This window comes from Psychrobacillus mangrovi (assembly GCF_037104765.1).
In the GTDB taxonomy this organism is placed as follows: Bacteria; Bacillota; Bacilli; order Bacillales_A; family Planococcaceae; genus Psychrobacillus; species Psychrobacillus mangrovi.
In genome coordinates, this window is the sequence record NZ_JBAWSY010000001.1 from 23,964 (window position 1) to 40,159 (window position 16,196).

The 16,196-nt window shown below is 35.2% G+C and carries 20 protein-coding genes; 14 read left to right on the forward strand and 6 right to left on the reverse strand.

Annotated features, from left to right (window positions below):
* Positions 1-9 precede the first annotated feature (9 nt).
* Both WAX74_RS00145 and WAX74_RS00150 read left to right on the forward strand, forming a co-directional pair.
* Positions 10-894: a protein kinase domain-containing protein gene (locus WAX74_RS00145; RefSeq protein WP_336495625.1), complete on the forward strand. Its 885-nt coding sequence runs from the start codon at positions 10-12 to the stop codon at positions 892-894.
* A 145-nt stretch (positions 895-1,039) separates the two neighbouring features.
* Positions 1,040-1,510, forward strand: a complete 471-nt coding sequence (locus tag WAX74_RS00150) for a GNAT family N-acetyltransferase (protein WP_336495626.1) — start codon at positions 1,040-1,042, stop codon at positions 1,508-1,510.
* A gap of 171 nt (positions 1,511-1,681) precedes the next feature.
* Here the strand turns inward: WAX74_RS00150 and WAX74_RS00155 are convergent, their stop codons facing one another.
* The 3 genes from WAX74_RS00155 to WAX74_RS00165 form a co-directional block, all read right to left on the reverse strand.
* Positions 1,682-1,975 carry a spore coat protein gene (locus WAX74_RS00155; protein ID WP_336495627.1) on the reverse strand — a complete coding sequence of 98 codons (294 nt, stop codon included), beginning with the start codon at positions 1,973-1,975 and terminating at the stop codon, positions 1,682-1,684.
* Between the two features lie 19 nt (positions 1,976-1,994).
* Positions 1,995-2,198, reverse strand: coding sequence for a hypothetical protein (locus WAX74_RS00160; RefSeq protein ID WP_336495628.1), 204 nt, complete (start codon positions 2,196-2,198; stop codon positions 1,995-1,997).
* 188 nt (positions 2,199-2,386) lie between these two features.
* Positions 2,387-2,611 carry a hypothetical protein gene (locus WAX74_RS00165; protein ID WP_336495629.1) on the reverse strand — a complete coding sequence of 75 codons (225 nt, stop codon included), beginning with the start codon at positions 2,609-2,611 and terminating at the stop codon, positions 2,387-2,389.
* Positions 2,612-2,921: 310 nt separating this feature from the next.
* Between WAX74_RS00165 and WAX74_RS00170 the strand changes: the two genes are divergently transcribed.
* The 4 genes from WAX74_RS00170 to WAX74_RS00185 all read left to right on the forward strand — a co-directional run bounded on the left by WAX74_RS00170 (position 2,922) and on the right by WAX74_RS00185 (position 5,790).
* Positions 2,922-3,953 (forward strand): LCP family protein, encoded by a 1,032-nt coding sequence (locus WAX74_RS00170; protein ID WP_336495630.1) that lies wholly within the window; start codon positions 2,922-2,924, stop codon positions 3,951-3,953.
* 291 nt (positions 3,954-4,244) lie between these two features.
* Positions 4,245-4,520: an ArsR/SmtB family transcription factor gene (locus WAX74_RS00175; protein ID WP_336495631.1), complete on the forward strand. Its 276-nt coding sequence runs from the start codon at positions 4,245-4,247 to the stop codon at positions 4,518-4,520.
* A gap of 124 nt (positions 4,521-4,644) precedes the next feature.
* Positions 4,645-5,028, forward strand: coding sequence for a VOC family protein (locus WAX74_RS00180; protein ID WP_336495633.1), 384 nt, complete (start codon positions 4,645-4,647; stop codon positions 5,026-5,028).
* Between the two features lie 267 nt (positions 5,029-5,295).
* Positions 5,296-5,790 carry a phosphoribosylanthranilate isomerase gene (locus WAX74_RS00185; protein ID WP_336495634.1) on the forward strand — a complete coding sequence of 165 codons (495 nt, stop codon included), beginning with the start codon at positions 5,296-5,298 and terminating at the stop codon, positions 5,788-5,790.
* A 77-nt stretch (positions 5,791-5,867) separates the two neighbouring features.
* Here WAX74_RS00185 and WAX74_RS00190 read toward each other — a convergent pair whose 3' ends face one another.
* On the reverse strand, positions 5,868-6,578 hold the full coding sequence (locus WAX74_RS00190; RefSeq protein WP_336495635.1) for a YwaF family protein: 711 nt from the start codon (positions 6,576-6,578) through the stop codon (positions 5,868-5,870).
* Positions 6,579-7,143: 565 nt separating this feature from the next.
* On the opposite strand from WAX74_RS00190, the gene WAX74_RS00195 reads away from it, so the two are divergent.
* The 7 genes from WAX74_RS00195 (at position 7,144) to WAX74_RS00225 (ending at position 12,858) form a co-directional block, all read left to right on the forward strand.
* Complete coding sequence (locus WAX74_RS00195) at positions 7,144-7,578, forward strand: OB-fold protein (RefSeq protein ID WP_336495636.1); 435 nt, start codon at positions 7,144-7,146, stop codon at positions 7,576-7,578.
* A 717-nt stretch (positions 7,579-8,295) separates the two neighbouring features.
* Positions 8,296-9,549 carry a Y-family DNA polymerase gene (locus WAX74_RS00200; RefSeq protein ID WP_336495637.1) on the forward strand — a complete coding sequence of 418 codons (1,254 nt, stop codon included), beginning with the start codon at positions 8,296-8,298 and terminating at the stop codon, positions 9,547-9,549.
* A gap of 293 nt (positions 9,550-9,842) precedes the next feature.
* Positions 9,843-10,520, forward strand: coding sequence for a GDSL-type esterase/lipase family protein (locus tag WAX74_RS00205; protein ID WP_336495638.1), 678 nt, complete (start codon positions 9,843-9,845; stop codon positions 10,518-10,520).
* Between the two features lie 426 nt (positions 10,521-10,946).
* Positions 10,947-11,378 (forward strand): hypothetical protein, encoded by a 432-nt coding sequence (locus tag WAX74_RS00210; protein WP_336495639.1) that lies wholly within the window; start codon positions 10,947-10,949, stop codon positions 11,376-11,378.
* 103 nt (positions 11,379-11,481) lie between these two features.
* Positions 11,482-11,595: a DUF6157 family protein gene (locus WAX74_RS00215; protein WP_336495640.1), complete on the forward strand. Its 114-nt coding sequence runs from the start codon at positions 11,482-11,484 to the stop codon at positions 11,593-11,595.
* 44 nt (positions 11,596-11,639) lie between these two features.
* Positions 11,640-12,110: a DinB family protein gene (locus tag WAX74_RS00220; protein WP_336495641.1), complete on the forward strand. Its 471-nt coding sequence runs from the start codon at positions 11,640-11,642 to the stop codon at positions 12,108-12,110.
* A 439-nt stretch (positions 12,111-12,549) separates the two neighbouring features.
* Complete coding sequence (locus WAX74_RS00225) at positions 12,550-12,858, forward strand: hypothetical protein (RefSeq protein ID WP_336495642.1); 309 nt, start codon at positions 12,550-12,552, stop codon at positions 12,856-12,858.
* Between the two features lie 27 nt (positions 12,859-12,885).
* On the opposite strand, the gene guaD is transcribed toward WAX74_RS00225, so the two are convergent.
* On the reverse strand, positions 12,886-14,253 hold the full coding sequence (gene guaD / locus WAX74_RS00230) for a guanine deaminase (RefSeq protein ID WP_336495643.1): 1,368 nt from the start codon (positions 14,251-14,253) through the stop codon (positions 12,886-12,888).
* A gap of 133 nt (positions 14,254-14,386) precedes the next feature.
* Between guaD and WAX74_RS00235 the strand changes: the two genes are divergently transcribed.
* Positions 14,387-14,842, forward strand: coding sequence for a GNAT family N-acetyltransferase (locus WAX74_RS00235; protein ID WP_336495644.1), 456 nt, complete (start codon positions 14,387-14,389; stop codon positions 14,840-14,842).
* A gap of 45 nt (positions 14,843-14,887) precedes the next feature.
* Here the strand turns inward: WAX74_RS00235 and serC are convergent, their stop codons facing one another.
* A complete protein-coding gene (gene serC, locus WAX74_RS00240) occupies positions 14,888-15,982 on the reverse strand; it encodes a 3-phosphoserine/phosphohydroxythreonine transaminase (protein WP_336495645.1) in 1,095 nt (364 codons plus the stop codon).
* Positions 15,983-16,196: the final 214 nt, after the last annotated feature.

The following is a 16,196-nucleotide window of genomic DNA, read 5'->3' on the forward strand; positions in this document are numbered from 1 at the left end:
GAGGTTTATATGAACAGTTCACTAGAAATTACCTTAGATAGCGTTTCTTTTCGATTACTAGAGAAACATGATTTTGAATGGATTCATAGCTTAGGTGAGGTTTTTTGCGTTTTTGATCAACAAGATTCTGGGAATATTAGTTTCGGTATAGAAAAAAACGGTTCAAGAAAGTTTGTGAAGTATGCTGGAGCAAAAACTTTAGAGTATAAGGGGCATCCAGAAGATGCAGTAGCAAGATTAAAAGACTCAGTTAAAATCTACAACAATCTGTCCCATCCACACCTGGTAAATCTACTTGATAGTTTTGAGGTTGAGAAGGGGTATGTTCTAGTATTTGAATGGTTCAATGGGGAGTGTCTCCATTCCCATTGGTCTTTTCCTCCACCGAAGAAGTACAATCATCCCGCTTCTCCTTTTTATCGTTTTAAACAATTACCCATTGAATTCCGTTTAAAATCTTTAACAAGTATGTTTGAATTCCATGTACATATGGAAAAGAAAAATTATGTAGCCGTTGATTTTTATGACGGTAGTATCCTTTATGATTTTGAGAATAACAGCACAAAAATATGTGATATTGATTTGTATATGGAAAAACCATTTATAAATAGGATGGGAAGACTCTGGGGCTCCTCCAGATTTATGTCACCGGAAGAGTTTACATTAGGTGCTCCAATTGACGAAAGAACCAATGTATTTAATATGGGGGCAACAGCATTCGCCCTTCTAGGGGGAGAACTAAATCGTTCTTTTTTTAAATGGGATGCTGGAAATGAACTTTATAAAGTTGCAAACAGGGCTATTGAAGAAGACAGGAATACTAGGTATGCCAATGTTGCAGAATTCCTCCTTGCTTGGAATTCTGCAATATTAAAAGATTATCCTAAACTTTAAAATTTGTGGCAATTTAAATAGATTGAGGGAGGGGTGCTAATTTATGTGGAATCAACGATTTATTAATACTGCAAGAGGAACATTTGAACTGTTTGAAAAGTTAAACAAAAATTCTTAAGTGAAATATCTATATGGAGGTATGAATATGGTTACTCATGATAAAATTAAAGTAGTGGTAGCAGGATTAAATGAATTGGATTTGGTTGCACAATTATTTGATAAATACAGAGTGTTCTATAACCAAAAGCCCAACTTAGAGGCGGGTAGAAAATTTATTGAAGAGAGAATGAAAGAGAATCAGTCTGTCATCTTCCTTGTTACCCATGAACAAGTAAATGTTGTGCAACCATTAGGATTTGTTCAACTGTTTCCATCATTCTCTTCGGTATCCATGGAGAGATTGTGGATATTAAACGATTTATATGTGGATCAATCAGCAAGGCGTTTAGGTGTAGCGAAACTTTTATTAGAAAAAGCAAAGGAATATGCAATTCAAACAAATTCAAAAGGACTAATCTTAGAAACTGCTATTGATAATCATAATGCTCAACGACTGTATGAATCTATTGGATATAAAAAGGATAGCGGCACCTTCCATTATAGTTTTTCTCTTTAATGAGTTACTTTACCAATACAAACGGATGCTTCAGTGGAATAAGCTATAAATTGAATAATTAAAAGTAGTTATAGAGCATTTCTTTGAATTTTTGGGGATTGAATTTCGCTACTTGCCCCTCTTTTAGTCAAAAGCAAAGCGTACAATTAATTGTACGCTTTTAAGTATTTTCTAAAATCGGTCACCTGGATGCAGGTTATTTTGCATAAGTTCCTGTACATTGCCAACCTGCTCCTTAGATGCAAGCTCGATCCTATACCAGTCTTTCTTGCTCATTATTTCAAAAAGCTGATAATGGTTTGAGCTCGCATTTTCTAAACATTGATCATAAATTTCCCGTAGCTGCTGATGAGCGGTCTCTAACATGGTATTGCTGATACTACGGCAACGTCCCTTCTCCAGCTCTAAACACAGTTGGAGCATTTCACGGTCTGTTAAGCCGCGTTCCGCGATATTGTTTGGCATATGAACCCACCTTTTGCATTTATTGAATGTTGTTAGTTTGGTTGAAGTATTGGGATAGGTCGGCAATTTTTAACTGGTGTTTTTCTGCCATCTCCTCTAGTGTTTTACTTAGCTCTTTGTCTTTACATTGTGTTGCACACCAGTTCATCGTTTTAGCGATTATCACCTCTGCACGGATTTCATCCTCAATAAATGCCAATTCTTTCATCGTTAGAACGGTCATCTAATTTCACCTCCCAAACAATATAATGTAAAGTTAGTATTGTTTGTGTTGACCTATTTTATCCTTTATAAGAAAGTCTTTTATTACTTAACTCATATATAAATTCGATATAATTAGTTGTGAATTTGGTACAATCGGAAGAAACATCTCAAGAGCACTTATTGATGTAATTTTTTTTGCTTGATTGATTAATCCTTTCCAGTGATTTTAATAGCTGGAGTGTTATTGTAGATGTATGTTGGGAGTACTTCCTCATGGCTAGCATCATAGAACTCTTCTTGGATGGCAATATTCGCCTCAGTTGTAGAGCTAGCTCCCTTTTTTGAGGTGATTTTATTGTCCTCATTCATTATTTCATTCAAATCAATATTTGCTTCAGCTGTTTCCATATTGATAAACTCATCTTTTTTCATCTTTATCACCCCTTTATTACTTTTTAGCATGTAACAAAAACGGATAAAAAATTCTATGTGTAACTTAATTTTTATATATTACTAATCAATTGTAGTGAAGAATTGCACTTAAATTAATGGAGATTTAGTTGTTTTAGAGTGTAAGTGAGTATAAAACCCAACTATAGTTAAAAATTATAGAGTTGCTTAGTCAGTAATTTTTACTATCCAACAAACAGGATAGCTTACTTGATATTGCTAAAATAATTATTAAATGGTAATTTTAACAAACAAGGTTTGCAATTTGGTAGCATATTTGGGGGGATTAAACATGGCTACTTCACGTATTACAAATCGAAAATCTAAGAAAAAAAGAAAAACTCTATATACTATATTAATCATTGCAACGCTTTTACTGTCTGGAGCTATCGTTTTAGCAATTAACCTATCTATTGAAACTAAAAATGCTACCTCCAAAATGTACAAGGCTTTGGACCGTGACAAAGTAAACGAGGATAATTCCATTAAAGCTGAGGACTCTGCATTTACATTATTACTGGCAGGCATAGAGCGCGATGAGGGAGAAAAATACGGTCGTTCAGATATGCTCATTGTAGCAACGGTTAATCCTAGGGCAAAAAAAATATCTATGGTAAACATTCCACGTGACACAAGGGTCTTCATTGAAGAACTAGGGATGGAGGATAAAATAAATCATGCATATTCTCTTGGAGGAATGAACTCCACTATCAATACGATGGAGAACCTATTGGATATTCCAATCGATTATTATGTTTCCACCGATTTTCAAGGATTTGAAGATATTGTTGATACAGTAGGCGGGGTTGATGTTGAAGTTCCATTTACTTTTAAAGCTCAGCTTACAGGAAGTTTAAAGTGGAAAACGTATACCAAAGGGAAGATGTTTTTAAATGGTAATGAAGCTCTTGCTTATGTACGTATGCGTAAAAGTGATTTAGAAGGAGATAAAGGACGAAATACGCGTCAAAAACAAGTTATTCAAGAAGTAATAACTAAAGCCACGAGCTTTAGTAACATAACAAAAGTGGACGATATGATGAAAGATGTTGGAGAGAACGTAAGAACAAATATTCCTTCTTCAAAATATATCGGCTTGATAAAAATGTATCAAACAATAAAGTCATCTCCAATCGAGCAATTGCAACTGGATGGTACTAATCAAAAGGCATATAGCGAGTTAGAAAAGAAACAAGTATGGTACTTCTTCCCAGATGAAGAATCTCTAAATAAATTAAAAGAAACATTGATAATTAATTTAGATAATTCAGGACAAAATGCACAAAGCAAAATAAGTACTACAAAGTTAGCGATAGAAGAGTAAAACTATTTCTTAGAATAGATTTGGTTTATTTTAATTAGAAGAAATTGTACTAATTGGACAGTCAATTGTATACAGTTAAATTTGTTTCGTTAATAAAAAGTGGTTCTCTTTTCGATTATATATTCTAATGGAGGTTTTGTTGATGGGTTGCTTAGGCAACTCTTTTTCTTATTGAGCTAACTGGGTGAGTTGGTTTACGAAGAAAACTATGAAACTATCAGTTCATTATTAGTAAAATTGTATCCATTCGACAACTTGACAAGCAACCATACGGTTGCCTATACTTGATGCATGTGGGATAAAGACGCTATATTCAAAGCACTCAGCGACTCGACTCGGCGGCTGATATTAGACGAACTATCCGAACGTAACGAGCAAACATTGTATGAACTTACGGTACGTCTCATTACGAAGCACGACCTTACCATTTCGCGACAGGCGATAGCTAAACATCTTTCTGCGTTGGAAGATGCAGGGCTCGTAGAATCAAAACGAAAGGGAAAATATCGTGTGCTAATGTTTAACAACGAACCCCTTAAAAACTTGTTGAAAGGATGGATAGAGTAATTTTATAAAAAACAATAACAAAATCGGAACAGGACTTCTGACGAATGTGTGGTTTGTTTTGCTTGCAGCCAGATTGTTAGCATGGGCACCATACGTCGCAAATATTAAAGGAGGCAAAAACAGTATGAAAATCATTGTTACCAGTATATTCGTACAAGATCAAGACACGGCACTAGAGTTTTATTCGGAAACGCTGGGTTTTGTAATAAAGCATGACGTTCCCATGGGGAAATTTAGGTGGATAACGCTTGTTTCTCCAGAAGATCAAGACGGTACCGAGCTTTTGCTCGAACCGAATGACCATCCTGCCGCCAAAGAGTATCAAAAGAAGATTTTCGCCGATGGCATCCCAGCAACAATGTTTGGCGTAGCAGATGTTCGCAAAGAGTACGAGCGATTACTGGAAAAAGGCGTGAAGTTTACAATGGAACCGACAAAAATGGGCGAAGTCACAATAGCTGTCTTGGACGATACATGTGGCAACCTTATTCAGATAGCACAGAAGTAACTTTATGACGAAGTAACGTTATAGACTTTATTGGTAAGTTTTAAGTTCGGTGAAGTGTATTTTATCAAAAATTTAACAATTTTAAGCTAACCCTGTCCTAATTTTAGGACAGGGTTATATATGTTTAGGGTGAAAAAATACACTTAAACTAAGGGTGCTCTAGTTAATAATCATATGTTGCTTAGGCAACTCTTGATTATTATAAACTAACTGGGCAAGTTTGTTAAAAATAATTATGGTAAAATTAAGAGAAAAGTGGAGGAGCAAATGAATAATCACAAGTTTGATGAGTTTATTAAAATTGCAAAAAAACTAAATGATATTGAAATTATTCCATTGTTAATGGGTTCGGTTGGTTTAGAAGTCATTACAAGAAAGAGTTGGGATGCTCAAGACTTAGATGTTCATGTACCTGGAGATAAAAGAGGGTGGGAAGTGCCGCCTGAATTATCTATACATAACTGGATTGATATTGTGAAAATCATGAATTCAATGGAATATAGACTAATTGATTTGCATGAACATGAGTTCTCTAAAGAGGGGTTATCAGTTGAGTTTGGCATTATTGACACTTTACCGAATTTCGCAGGGATACAATTAGAGGATTTAGAAATACACCAAAAGGGAGACGTAAAGTATTATTTACTAAATCCTGATCAATATTTATGTATCTACGAGTCTTCTTCTAAGGACAGTTATCGAGCAGATAAAAATAATAATAAAGATATTAGAAAAATAGATTTCTTAAAGCATGAAATATAATGACTAAAATCTTTACTAATTTTATTGTGCTAATGTGTGCATAGTTAAACAAGACCATCATTTATTAATAATCTCAATCAATCGCTGACATGCTCTTTCCGTCTAAAGATTAGCCATGCAGAAAAGCTAAATAATAGCAATAAACCTTCCAACGTAAAAATGTACCAAGGATAGGGACCCAACAAATCAAAAAGACTTGGGCTATCGGGTTTGTGACGTAAATACCAATAGTTCCCGTTATTCCGTTGGTTCACATACAAAATTACAGGTAAAAGCAGATTGATAAAGACAAGTAGTTTTATTACTGATTTGAAAGTCGGATAATATCCCTTCGCCCACATGAAATATAGGATCACCCATACAACCACCATATGGGTATAGAAAAAATGAAAAAATCGAAAGTGCGGAAAATTGTAAGTTAATGCAGGAGTAAATATAGCTTGTGTAGCACCAAATATGGCTATATAAAATAATATTTCAAAGAATATTTTTTTTCTTGTCAGCAATAATATTACACAAAGTATGAGTCCAATATTGCACAACTCTAATGGCATGGATCGCCCGACTTTCCAAAGTTCATTATAGTACATCCAAAAGTGATATGTCATTTCGGATAAAATCAAAGAAATGGCTACTCCTATTTCAGCTATTCTCCATTTGTCATCGTTTAATTTATACCGGTAAAGGAAAATCACGACTATAATTAGAACAAAAAGTGTTATTATCGCAAAATGACTTATTGAAAACAAGCTAAAACCTGAAGATATATTACTTGGACCAAACAACATCTTTTTGCCACCTTCTCTTTGTTTTATCTACAAGCATAAGGTGTGCATTTATATGAGTATTATTCGGTTATAAGTTGCTAACTAGTAGAGGTGCCGGTTAGATTTACAGGAATAGACAGAGGAAGTTAATGGCTGCTTCTTTATTTTTGAAGTTAGTAAATTAAAACGGGTGCTTTAGTTAAACAAGACCATCGTTTCGATGGTCTATTTTTTTACTAAAACATCAAGTAGATCTCAGAAATCCATTGTGAAATGTTACACTTAAACTAACGGGACAGCGTTCCTGTTTGAAAGATGTCCAGGGTCTTGCAGAAAAAAGAGCCCTCTAGTATGATGCTGAGTGTCAACAACCATTGATCTATCATACTCGAGTCTTTCCTTCTCACGGAAAGATGGCACTTGCAGCACTAGAAAATACGCCAATGCCTCAGGAACTTCAAGGAAAAACAGCGGAAGAACTTGTCTTTCTCTACCTCAGGTAGGGGGAAGAAAGTGGGCGCTTTTTAAATCCTATTCTTTTGGTTATACTTGGATAAAGATGACTAACTTGGAGGGATTTTAACTAATGAAAAAGTATTTAACTCTGGCGATAGCTCTATTGATTACGGTTATATTAAGTGCATGCGGTAAGAGCGAGAGCGAACAAACAATCGAGGCATCGCAAGATATTTCAGTAAATCAAAATGCACCAACACAAGAACAACTAAATGCGCAACTGAAACAAGAAGCTCTAGTCATTGATTTTGTAAAAGCTAATGCAGAAGAAATTGAAAAGGATACAAAAGTAAAAGTAACAGGTGAAATAACTGTTATATCTAAGTCTGGTATGTTAGGTGAGTTCACTTTAACAACTGATGAGAATGACGGAAACGGTATGTACTCAATAATTAATACAATGGGAATAGAAGTGAGTGAAGGTGATACTGTTACAGTTTATGGTTTATTCGATGGCAAAGATAACTTAGGTTACCCATCAATTGTTGCAACTGTAATTGAATAGATGATGTGAGGTGATCAGTTTGGCCAACCCATTAATACTATCTGTAATGAAGGATGTCAAAAACTGAACACTGGGGGCAGAGTAGAGCATTTAAATATCAAAGTAAAATAAAGTATGGATGAAGGAAAAATGATTGCTGAAATCTAAAATCAAATCTAAATTTATATTCTAAATTCGAAATAGTCTGCGCTTTTGGTGCAGTCTTTTTGTTTTGATTTGAAAGAGGTGAGTGCGTGACTAGGAATCAGAAGCAGATGAAACCATGTAGCAAGTATGGATGCGATAATCTTACTCGTTCACGTTACTGTAATGAACATAAATCAGAGCATAGTAATCAGCATAGATACTAAGACAAGCATGACCATAAATCTGTCGTGGCTTTTTATTATGCATAAAGGGTGATGAGTATTGATATTGATTCAATTATTAATTATAGGAATAGCTCTAATGTTTATTCTCAGAGTCTGCAAACACCAGTTACATTTACTGAACAAGAACACTTCAGTAGTGTCTTTTCTTATTCAAAATGGGTGTTTTTCTTAAATAAGAACTGTTAAATAAATTTAACTTGATTACAATGTTTTGGATAAGTCCATCTTGGATTGAAAAAGGTGTAATAACGGATATAATGTAAAACCTATTATTTACCATTGAATAAGAACGTTCGTTCGACATATAATATGAGAACAGACGTTCCTTATGAGAGGAGTAAATAATATGTATGAAGGGATAGAAAGTCGGAAAATAATATGTATTGATATGCGGAGTTTCTTTGCGAGCTGTGCAGCGGCCGATGCAGGGCTGGATGTGATGAATACCCCCATTGCTGTGATTGGTAATATGGAGCATAAGGGAAGTATTGTACTTGCTGCATCTCCTATGATGAAGAAAAAATTTGGTGTAAAAACAGGAACCCGACTATTTGAAGTTCCAGATCACCCGTCTATTCATTTAATTGAGCCAAAGATGGAGTTTTTTGTTCGGGTTTCCGTTGAAATCGTTCGCTATTTAAATCAGTATGTTCCGAATGAAGCAATTCATGTGTATAGCATCGATGAGTGTTTTGCTGATTTAGGTGGGACCGAAAAGCTTTGGGGTCCAATTGAAAAAACAATTAAGCGAATACAAGATGGCATGTACAGTCAGTTTCAATTGCCGTGCGCTGTTGGGATGGGTCCAAACATGCTAATGGCTAAGCTTGCGCTAGACTTAGAAGCAAAAAAGACAGGTTTTGCAGAATGGAAGTATGAGGATGTGCAAAAAAAATTATGGCCTGTTACTCCTTTAAGTGAGATGTGGGGTATTGGTTCTCGTTTAGAAAAGACATTGAATAATATGGGGATTTTTACAGTTGGGCAGTTAGCACAAACTTCTCTCGCTACATTAGAAGCAAAATTTGGTGTCATGGGCAACCAACTTTACCATCATGCGTGGGGAATTGACTTGTCCGAGCTTGGAGCTCCTTTAGTGAATGGCCAAATTAGTTATGGAAAAGGGCAAGTATTGTATCGTGATTATCGTACAAAAAAAGAAGTGATGGCAGTAATTTTAGAAATGTGTGAGGATGTGGCAAGACGCGCCAGAGAAGCGAACATGGCGGGAAGAACCATCCATCTTCAAGTCGGATACAGCAAAGATTCATTTGGAGGGGGATTCAATCGTTCTCGTTCGATAGAAGAACCGACAAATGCCACGATGAAAATATATAAAGTATGCGAACAGATTTTTGACGAGTTTTATGATCATCGGCCCGTTCGTAGATTGGCAATTTCTATTACTAATTTAGAGCCGGAATATTCGATGCAGCTCAGTTTGTTTGAAGAAGGAAAGTGGAAGGAACGAAAGCTAGGGAAAACAATGGATTTGCTACGAAGCAAATATGGCTCCACCGCAATTCTACGCGCTGTATCCTACACAGAAGCAGGAACAGCGTTAAAACGTGCTGGTCTGCTCGGTGGGCATAAGAAGTAGGAGTGAGAACCAATCGAACGTTGTTGACACCAAACGAAAACATGACGTAATCCCTAAAAGGACAACATTATGTTTTTCTTCTAGTTGTATTTTAGAAAGTCAGAGTGACATATTTATTTTAACGGTTTCCTATTAAATGTCTTGTTAATTTAGATTTTTTGCGTAGATTTCTTCTGACATTTCTAAATAAATTTATATGATAAATCCCATGAAATATGTCCTTACTATGCCGATAATATAAATACTATAGATTCATTTTATTTAAGAGATATTTAATACTAGGAGATAACATTTTGATAAATCAAAGAAATAGGAAAAGATTATTAATTACTTCAATTATTTTGGCTATGCTAGTATGTTTAGAAGGTTTTCAAGCGCCCTCTATGAGCGCTTCAACAATCCGGGTTGCCTGTGTAGGCGATAGCATTACTTATGGATATGGGTATCCTGCCGAATTGCAAACCCTGCTCGGTACCGAATATAGTGTGGAGAATTTTGGTTATAGCGGCAGGACTGCTATGAGAACAGGCGACAAGCCATATGTTGATGAAGAAATTTATCAGGACAGTTTAAACTACTTACCGGATATCGTTGTAATTATGTTTGGAACGAATGATTCAAAAGTACAAAATTGGTTAAGTAAAGAGGAGTTTAAAAAGCAATATAGAGAGCTTCTGCAGTCCTATACTCAGTTAAGTTCCAAACCTGTTGTCTATCTCAATACACCCGCAACTCCTTTTTATGTTGATGGAAAAATGGAAGGCCCTATGGAATTTAATATCCAGAAGGATAAGGTCGATGAAGCAGCTGAAGCAGTAAGGGAATTAGGCAAAGAACTTGGATTACAAGTACTTGATTTTAATGATATAACAAAGAACCATCCAGAATGGTTTAAAATAGATGGAATCCATCCAAATGCAGATGGAGCAAAAGCAATTGCCAAATTGGCATATGATGGCATCAAAAAATAATTTAGTATTTCAGTGCTATGTTTAGCATCCATAACCTGATACACCCATGCAAATGCTCCCTAGTATACTCGTCCCGTTCGTAGGTTGGCAATTTCTATTACCAATTTAGAGGCGGAATATTCAATGTATCTCAGTTTGTTTGAAGAAGGAAAATGAAAATTAGGGAAAACAATGGATTTGCTACGAAGCCAATATGGCTCCACTGCAATTTTACGAGCTGAATCCTACTACACAGAAGTAGGAACAGCATTAAAACGTGCCGATTACTAGGTGGGCATAAGAAATATAAGTGAGAACCGATCGAACGTTTACACATGCGTTCGATTTTTTTGTTCTAAGAGTGATTGTGATAGCGTTCCTCATTTCATTTTTATGGAGGAAATTCTCTTCCATTTGTGGAATATGTACAGGAGGGAGGACAAATGAATGAAAATTAAAGGTCTATTTACGATGAATATCGCTTATATATTACTGTCGCTATTCATGTTCCTCATTGCAAGAAAGTATGTATTTGTAGATGAAACTGTGAGAAGCGCAGTGAGCACACTAACTATTGGGATTATCGGAATCATAAATACATTTTTTATTGACCAGAAACGATTACAAAAAGCATTCAAGCGTTTACTTGTGATTTATACAATTGGATTAATAACCTTAACTATATTATTTTATATGGAATTACCTACTTATACTTACAAAGAAGCAGTAGCTAAAATAGAGAGTAAAACCGGTGAAAAGATGGTTAAAGGAAAAGTAGCTAAACAATCGATTGGGCATTATATTATTGAAACATATGGAGGTACATATATATTTAATGTAGACAGTGGAGATTTTGGAAAAAGGAGAGAAAGTAAGTAAGCTACAAAAACACTTTTATCACGGTATCTGAAGGTTCACCCGTGGAATCTGCTCTCATACCAATGCAAAGAAAAAGATAAACCAACTATTAGCCTCACCATTAGTGATAAAATATGGATGGGGTATTCACTATAATGAAGAAGGAAAAGTATCCATCTACGAAATTAATAGTGAACTATATCATCAATTTCTCCAGTCGGGTGAAATTACCACTTAAAAGGAATGCGATATCTAAGAGGAAATAAAAAAGGGAGGGTCTTTATGTTGGAACAAAAAATATTTCATCAAATGGAAACAGTACGTGGGTTAACAGAGAAATCTATAAATAAGATACCTGAAGAGATTGCGAATATAGTGCCACAAGGTTTTAACAACAATATTAGGTGGAATTTCGGCCACATTGCATATATTCAGGAAAAACTAGTCTATGGTGTTTTAGGTGAACAGATGAGCCTTCCACAAGAATATGAAAAGCTATTTAGTGCGGGAACAAAGCCTGCTGATTGGGAACAGACTCCACCTACTTTAGAGGAAATTTCAGTAGTATTGACAGAACAAAAATCCAGAGTAAAAAAATCTCTACAAGGAAATTTCGATAAAGAGCTGCCAAAACCATTTACAAACAAAGCCGGCATCACATTTCCTACCCTAGGAGATACCTTTCTGTTTAGCTTTTATCATGAAGCACTCCACATGGAAGCAATTAAAAGAATATATTTGGAATGTAAATAATGATTATGTATTTGTGACCGTATAAAAAGGTTTCTGTCCGGATAAGAAAAAAATATGACCGGATAAAGGAGTTTCTGTCCGAATAGATAAATTTCTGTCCATACAATACTATTTATGACCACATAAAGAATATGGAGATAAATATGGTGAAATCAATATGAACGTTACGTCTTTTCTCAGTGGAGTTTCTGTAGCTTTTTCTATCATCCTCTTAGATTGATAGATGAATACGTTTATAAAATGCCTTTTATTATCAGTGCAACTGTAGTAGGTTTGTTCGCAGGTGCATTAGTTAAAATAATTCATTCTATACCGAATCTAAATAGGGAATAAACAAATACAACTTTTAAACACTATCAATTATTGTTTTGTTGTGAATAGCTGGTTCCAACTATTTATTTGATTTATAGCAACAGCCAGCGTTTAGGAGTGGATCTTATTGGAGTATCAATTTCCAGAGTTTATATATTTAAGACCTGTATTTATTGGCTTCATTATCATTTTACTCGTATTATTATTCGGAGTTATTTTTCTAAATAACAACATAGTGAACCTATTTTCAGTTGTAAGTATAACGTTCATTTGTACTTCTATCTCTGCAATAACACTTTATACAAGTGGATATATTGCAGATGCATATAATTTGGCCGGAGATCTTATTTCTTTTTACATGTTTTTTGTCATACTAGTTTTATCTTTTCTTAATTTAATTATTTTTATGACAAGATATAAAAAGAGCATGTTATGAAACATGCTCTTTTGTTTATTTTACTTATTATGCACGTGAATGAACTTTTTCACCTTGAACCCAAACTTCCCGAATGTTTTCTGGACGAACGAGATACATTATTTTTTGGAAAACATCGTTTAAGTCCTCATCCGAATTAAATACAGGTATTCTTGCGGATGGTAAATTGATATCAATGATTTGTATATCCCATGCGTAATTTTCTGCTAATCGACCAATTGGTAAGCTTAAACTTTCACCACCGCCAGCAGTTGCGAAATAGAACGCCTCATTAATGGTAATCCGTGAATTTGGCACACCGCGTCCATCTGCGGGTAACGACGTATTCACACCATCCTCTAACATTCTGGATGATATGACAGCTTGTCTAGCATTATCGAAAAGACTAGGTGAAAATCCACCAGAAATATCCGATCCTAACCCAATCTCAACACCTTTAGAATGTAGGTGAGCGATTGGTATGACGCTATTCGCAAAGTAAGCATTGGAAACGGGACAGTGGCTGACAGCTGTTCCAGTTTCAACAAATAAATCTGCATCGTTATCGTTCAAGAAATTGCAATGTGCCATCACAGACTTCTCACTTAATAAACCAAAGTCGTGTAAGGCAAATGCATCATTCTTGTTAAAACGTTCTTGTACATAACCATGTTCCCAATCACTTTCACTGCAATGAGACTGGATGTGAGTATCATACTTAGCTGCTAATGCTCCTAAGCCTTTTAAAGCATCATCGGTGCAACTAGGAATAAATCTTGGGGTAACAACCGGATATACACCTTGCTTAGTGGATTTCGCTAGTTCTTTTACAGCCAAAATGAATTCTTCTGTATCAATTAATGCAGCTTGTGTATCAGCATCGCGATAAAATTCCGGGGTTTGCTCTAGATTATCCATTACTACTTTTCCAACTAGACCTCGTTGTCCTTTTTTGGAACAAATTTCGGCAAGTACTAAACTCGCTTCTTTATGAACAGTAGCAAAATACAGTGCTGTTGTTGTTCCGTTTGCTAGTAATGTACTGACTACATCTTGGTAGACATTTTTTGCGAAATCTAAATCTGAAAACTTTGATTCGAGTGGGAAAGTGTATGTATTTAACCAATCATAGAGTGGTATGTCAAGTGCTGTTCCAGATTGGGCCCATTGTGGAGCGTGGACATGAAGATCAATAAAACCAGGAAAAAAATATTGACCTTCTGCTAAACGGTGAAAACTTTCTTTGTCTTGATAAGTTTCCAGTAAAGTCTCATAGTCAGTATCTTCAGGAGCGATTACTTTTTCAATCATTCCGTTCGCATTAATACAGAATAGATAATCTTTCAAAATTTGTACTTCTTTTGGTGACTTACTTGAGAAAGCAGTCCCTTGAAAAATTTGCGTATATTTTTTCATGAATTACACCTTATTGTTCGTATTTTTAGAATTACAGTTGTTATTATAGAGTATTAAAAATAATAAGTCTATAAAGAGGAAATAGCTACCAAAGTACAGAATACTATTTACAAACACGGGGGAGTGCTTAGAAATGTATCTATACTTTAACGGCTTAATAATTAGGGAAGGCACAGAAGGGGTTCCAGCAGAAGATGTTGAACGTCTTTTTGAAAATGCTGGATGGGCAAGAAATACGCCAGAATGGCAGAAAGAAAAATTTTCTTTAATTTTCAAAAATTCTACCTGGGCATTTACTGTATGGAAGGAGAACGAAATGATCGCAATGATCCGAGTTATTTCGGACCAAGTAATGGTGGCAAATATATTGGATTTGGTTGTATTATCTGAATATCGTGGGACCGGTATTGGTAAAAAATTAGTGGAACTTTGCGTGCAAAAGCTACCACACGGAGATTGGTTTACCCATACTTCTTCCAATAATTTTGCATTCTACGAAAAGTGTGGGTTTGAGGTAAAAGATATCTCTCTAAATGGAACATGTGCTTATTATGGCTATATACAAGCGAAGAAAGAAGGACATAGATAAGATAAAGCCCTTGCCAATCGTTTTGATCGGCAAGGGCTAATTCATTTATTGATGTTTGTTTTGGAATTCAACCATAAAGTCGCTTAGTGCTTGGCATGCTTCGAATGGAACTGCATTATAAGTTGAGGCACGGCAGCCACCTACAGATCGATGTCCATTTAAGCCTACGAATCCTGCCTCTTTTGCTTCCACTAAAAACTGTTTCTCTAGTTCTTCAGCTATTCGGAACGTGATATTCATAAGTGAACGGCTTTCTGGAGTAGCATGTCCAGTATAAAAACCATTACTACGATCGATAACATCGTAAATAACTTTTGCTTTTTCCTCATTTAGTTTAGTGATTTCGGATAGTCCACCTTTGTCTTCTATCCAGTTCAACACTTCACCTAACATATAAATACCAAATGTAGGTGGTGTGTTATATAAAGAATTATTCTCAACGAATGTACTATACTTTAACATAGTTGGGATTTCTGTAATTGCTGTTTCAAGAAAATCTTTACGGATAATTACAACAGTGACACCAGAAGGACCAAGATTTTTTTGTGCACCAGCATAGATCATACTAAATTTACTTACATCAATAGGTTTAGACATAATATCGCTAGACATATCCGCAATTAATGGAATATTCCCAGTGTCAGGGAAGTCATGCCACCCTGTACCATAAATTGTGTTATTTGAAGTTAAATGTACATAAGCAGCATCCAAATCGTATTGAATATCTTGCAATGCAGGAATATTACGATATTTATTTTCTTTTGTACTGGCAATTTGATATGGTTCTCCAAACAATTTTGCTTCTTTAAATGCTTTCTCTGACCAAGAACCTGTCATTATATATCCAGCTTTTTGTCCAGCTTTTAGAAAGTTCATTGGAATCATGGAGAATTGTAGGCTTGCTCCACCTTGCAAGAAAAGTACTTCATAATCATCTGGTATAGAAAAAAGTTTTTTCAAACGGGCAATCGCGCCATTATGTATTTCCTCGAATGTTGAACTACGGTGACTCATTTCCATGATGGACATTCCTGTACCACGGAAATTAATGAGTTCTCTTTGTGCTTTTTCTAGTACCTCTAACGGAAGTGCAGAAGGTCCTGGATTAAAATTATAAGCACGCGTGTTAGTTTGATTCATATGAAACACTCCTTATCGATTTAAATTATTCCATAGAAAGAGTATATACTGTTTTGTAGCTTTAGTTAGCTAAAGTCGCAAAATTTTTTTAAAAAAGTGAATAAAGTGTTAACAATAATTCTTTTTCTGATCAATAGGTATATTTACTTCCATATCCGAATAATTTTGTTTTCGTATCTTTCCCAATGTTCAAACATTTGCTAAACTAGTAAAG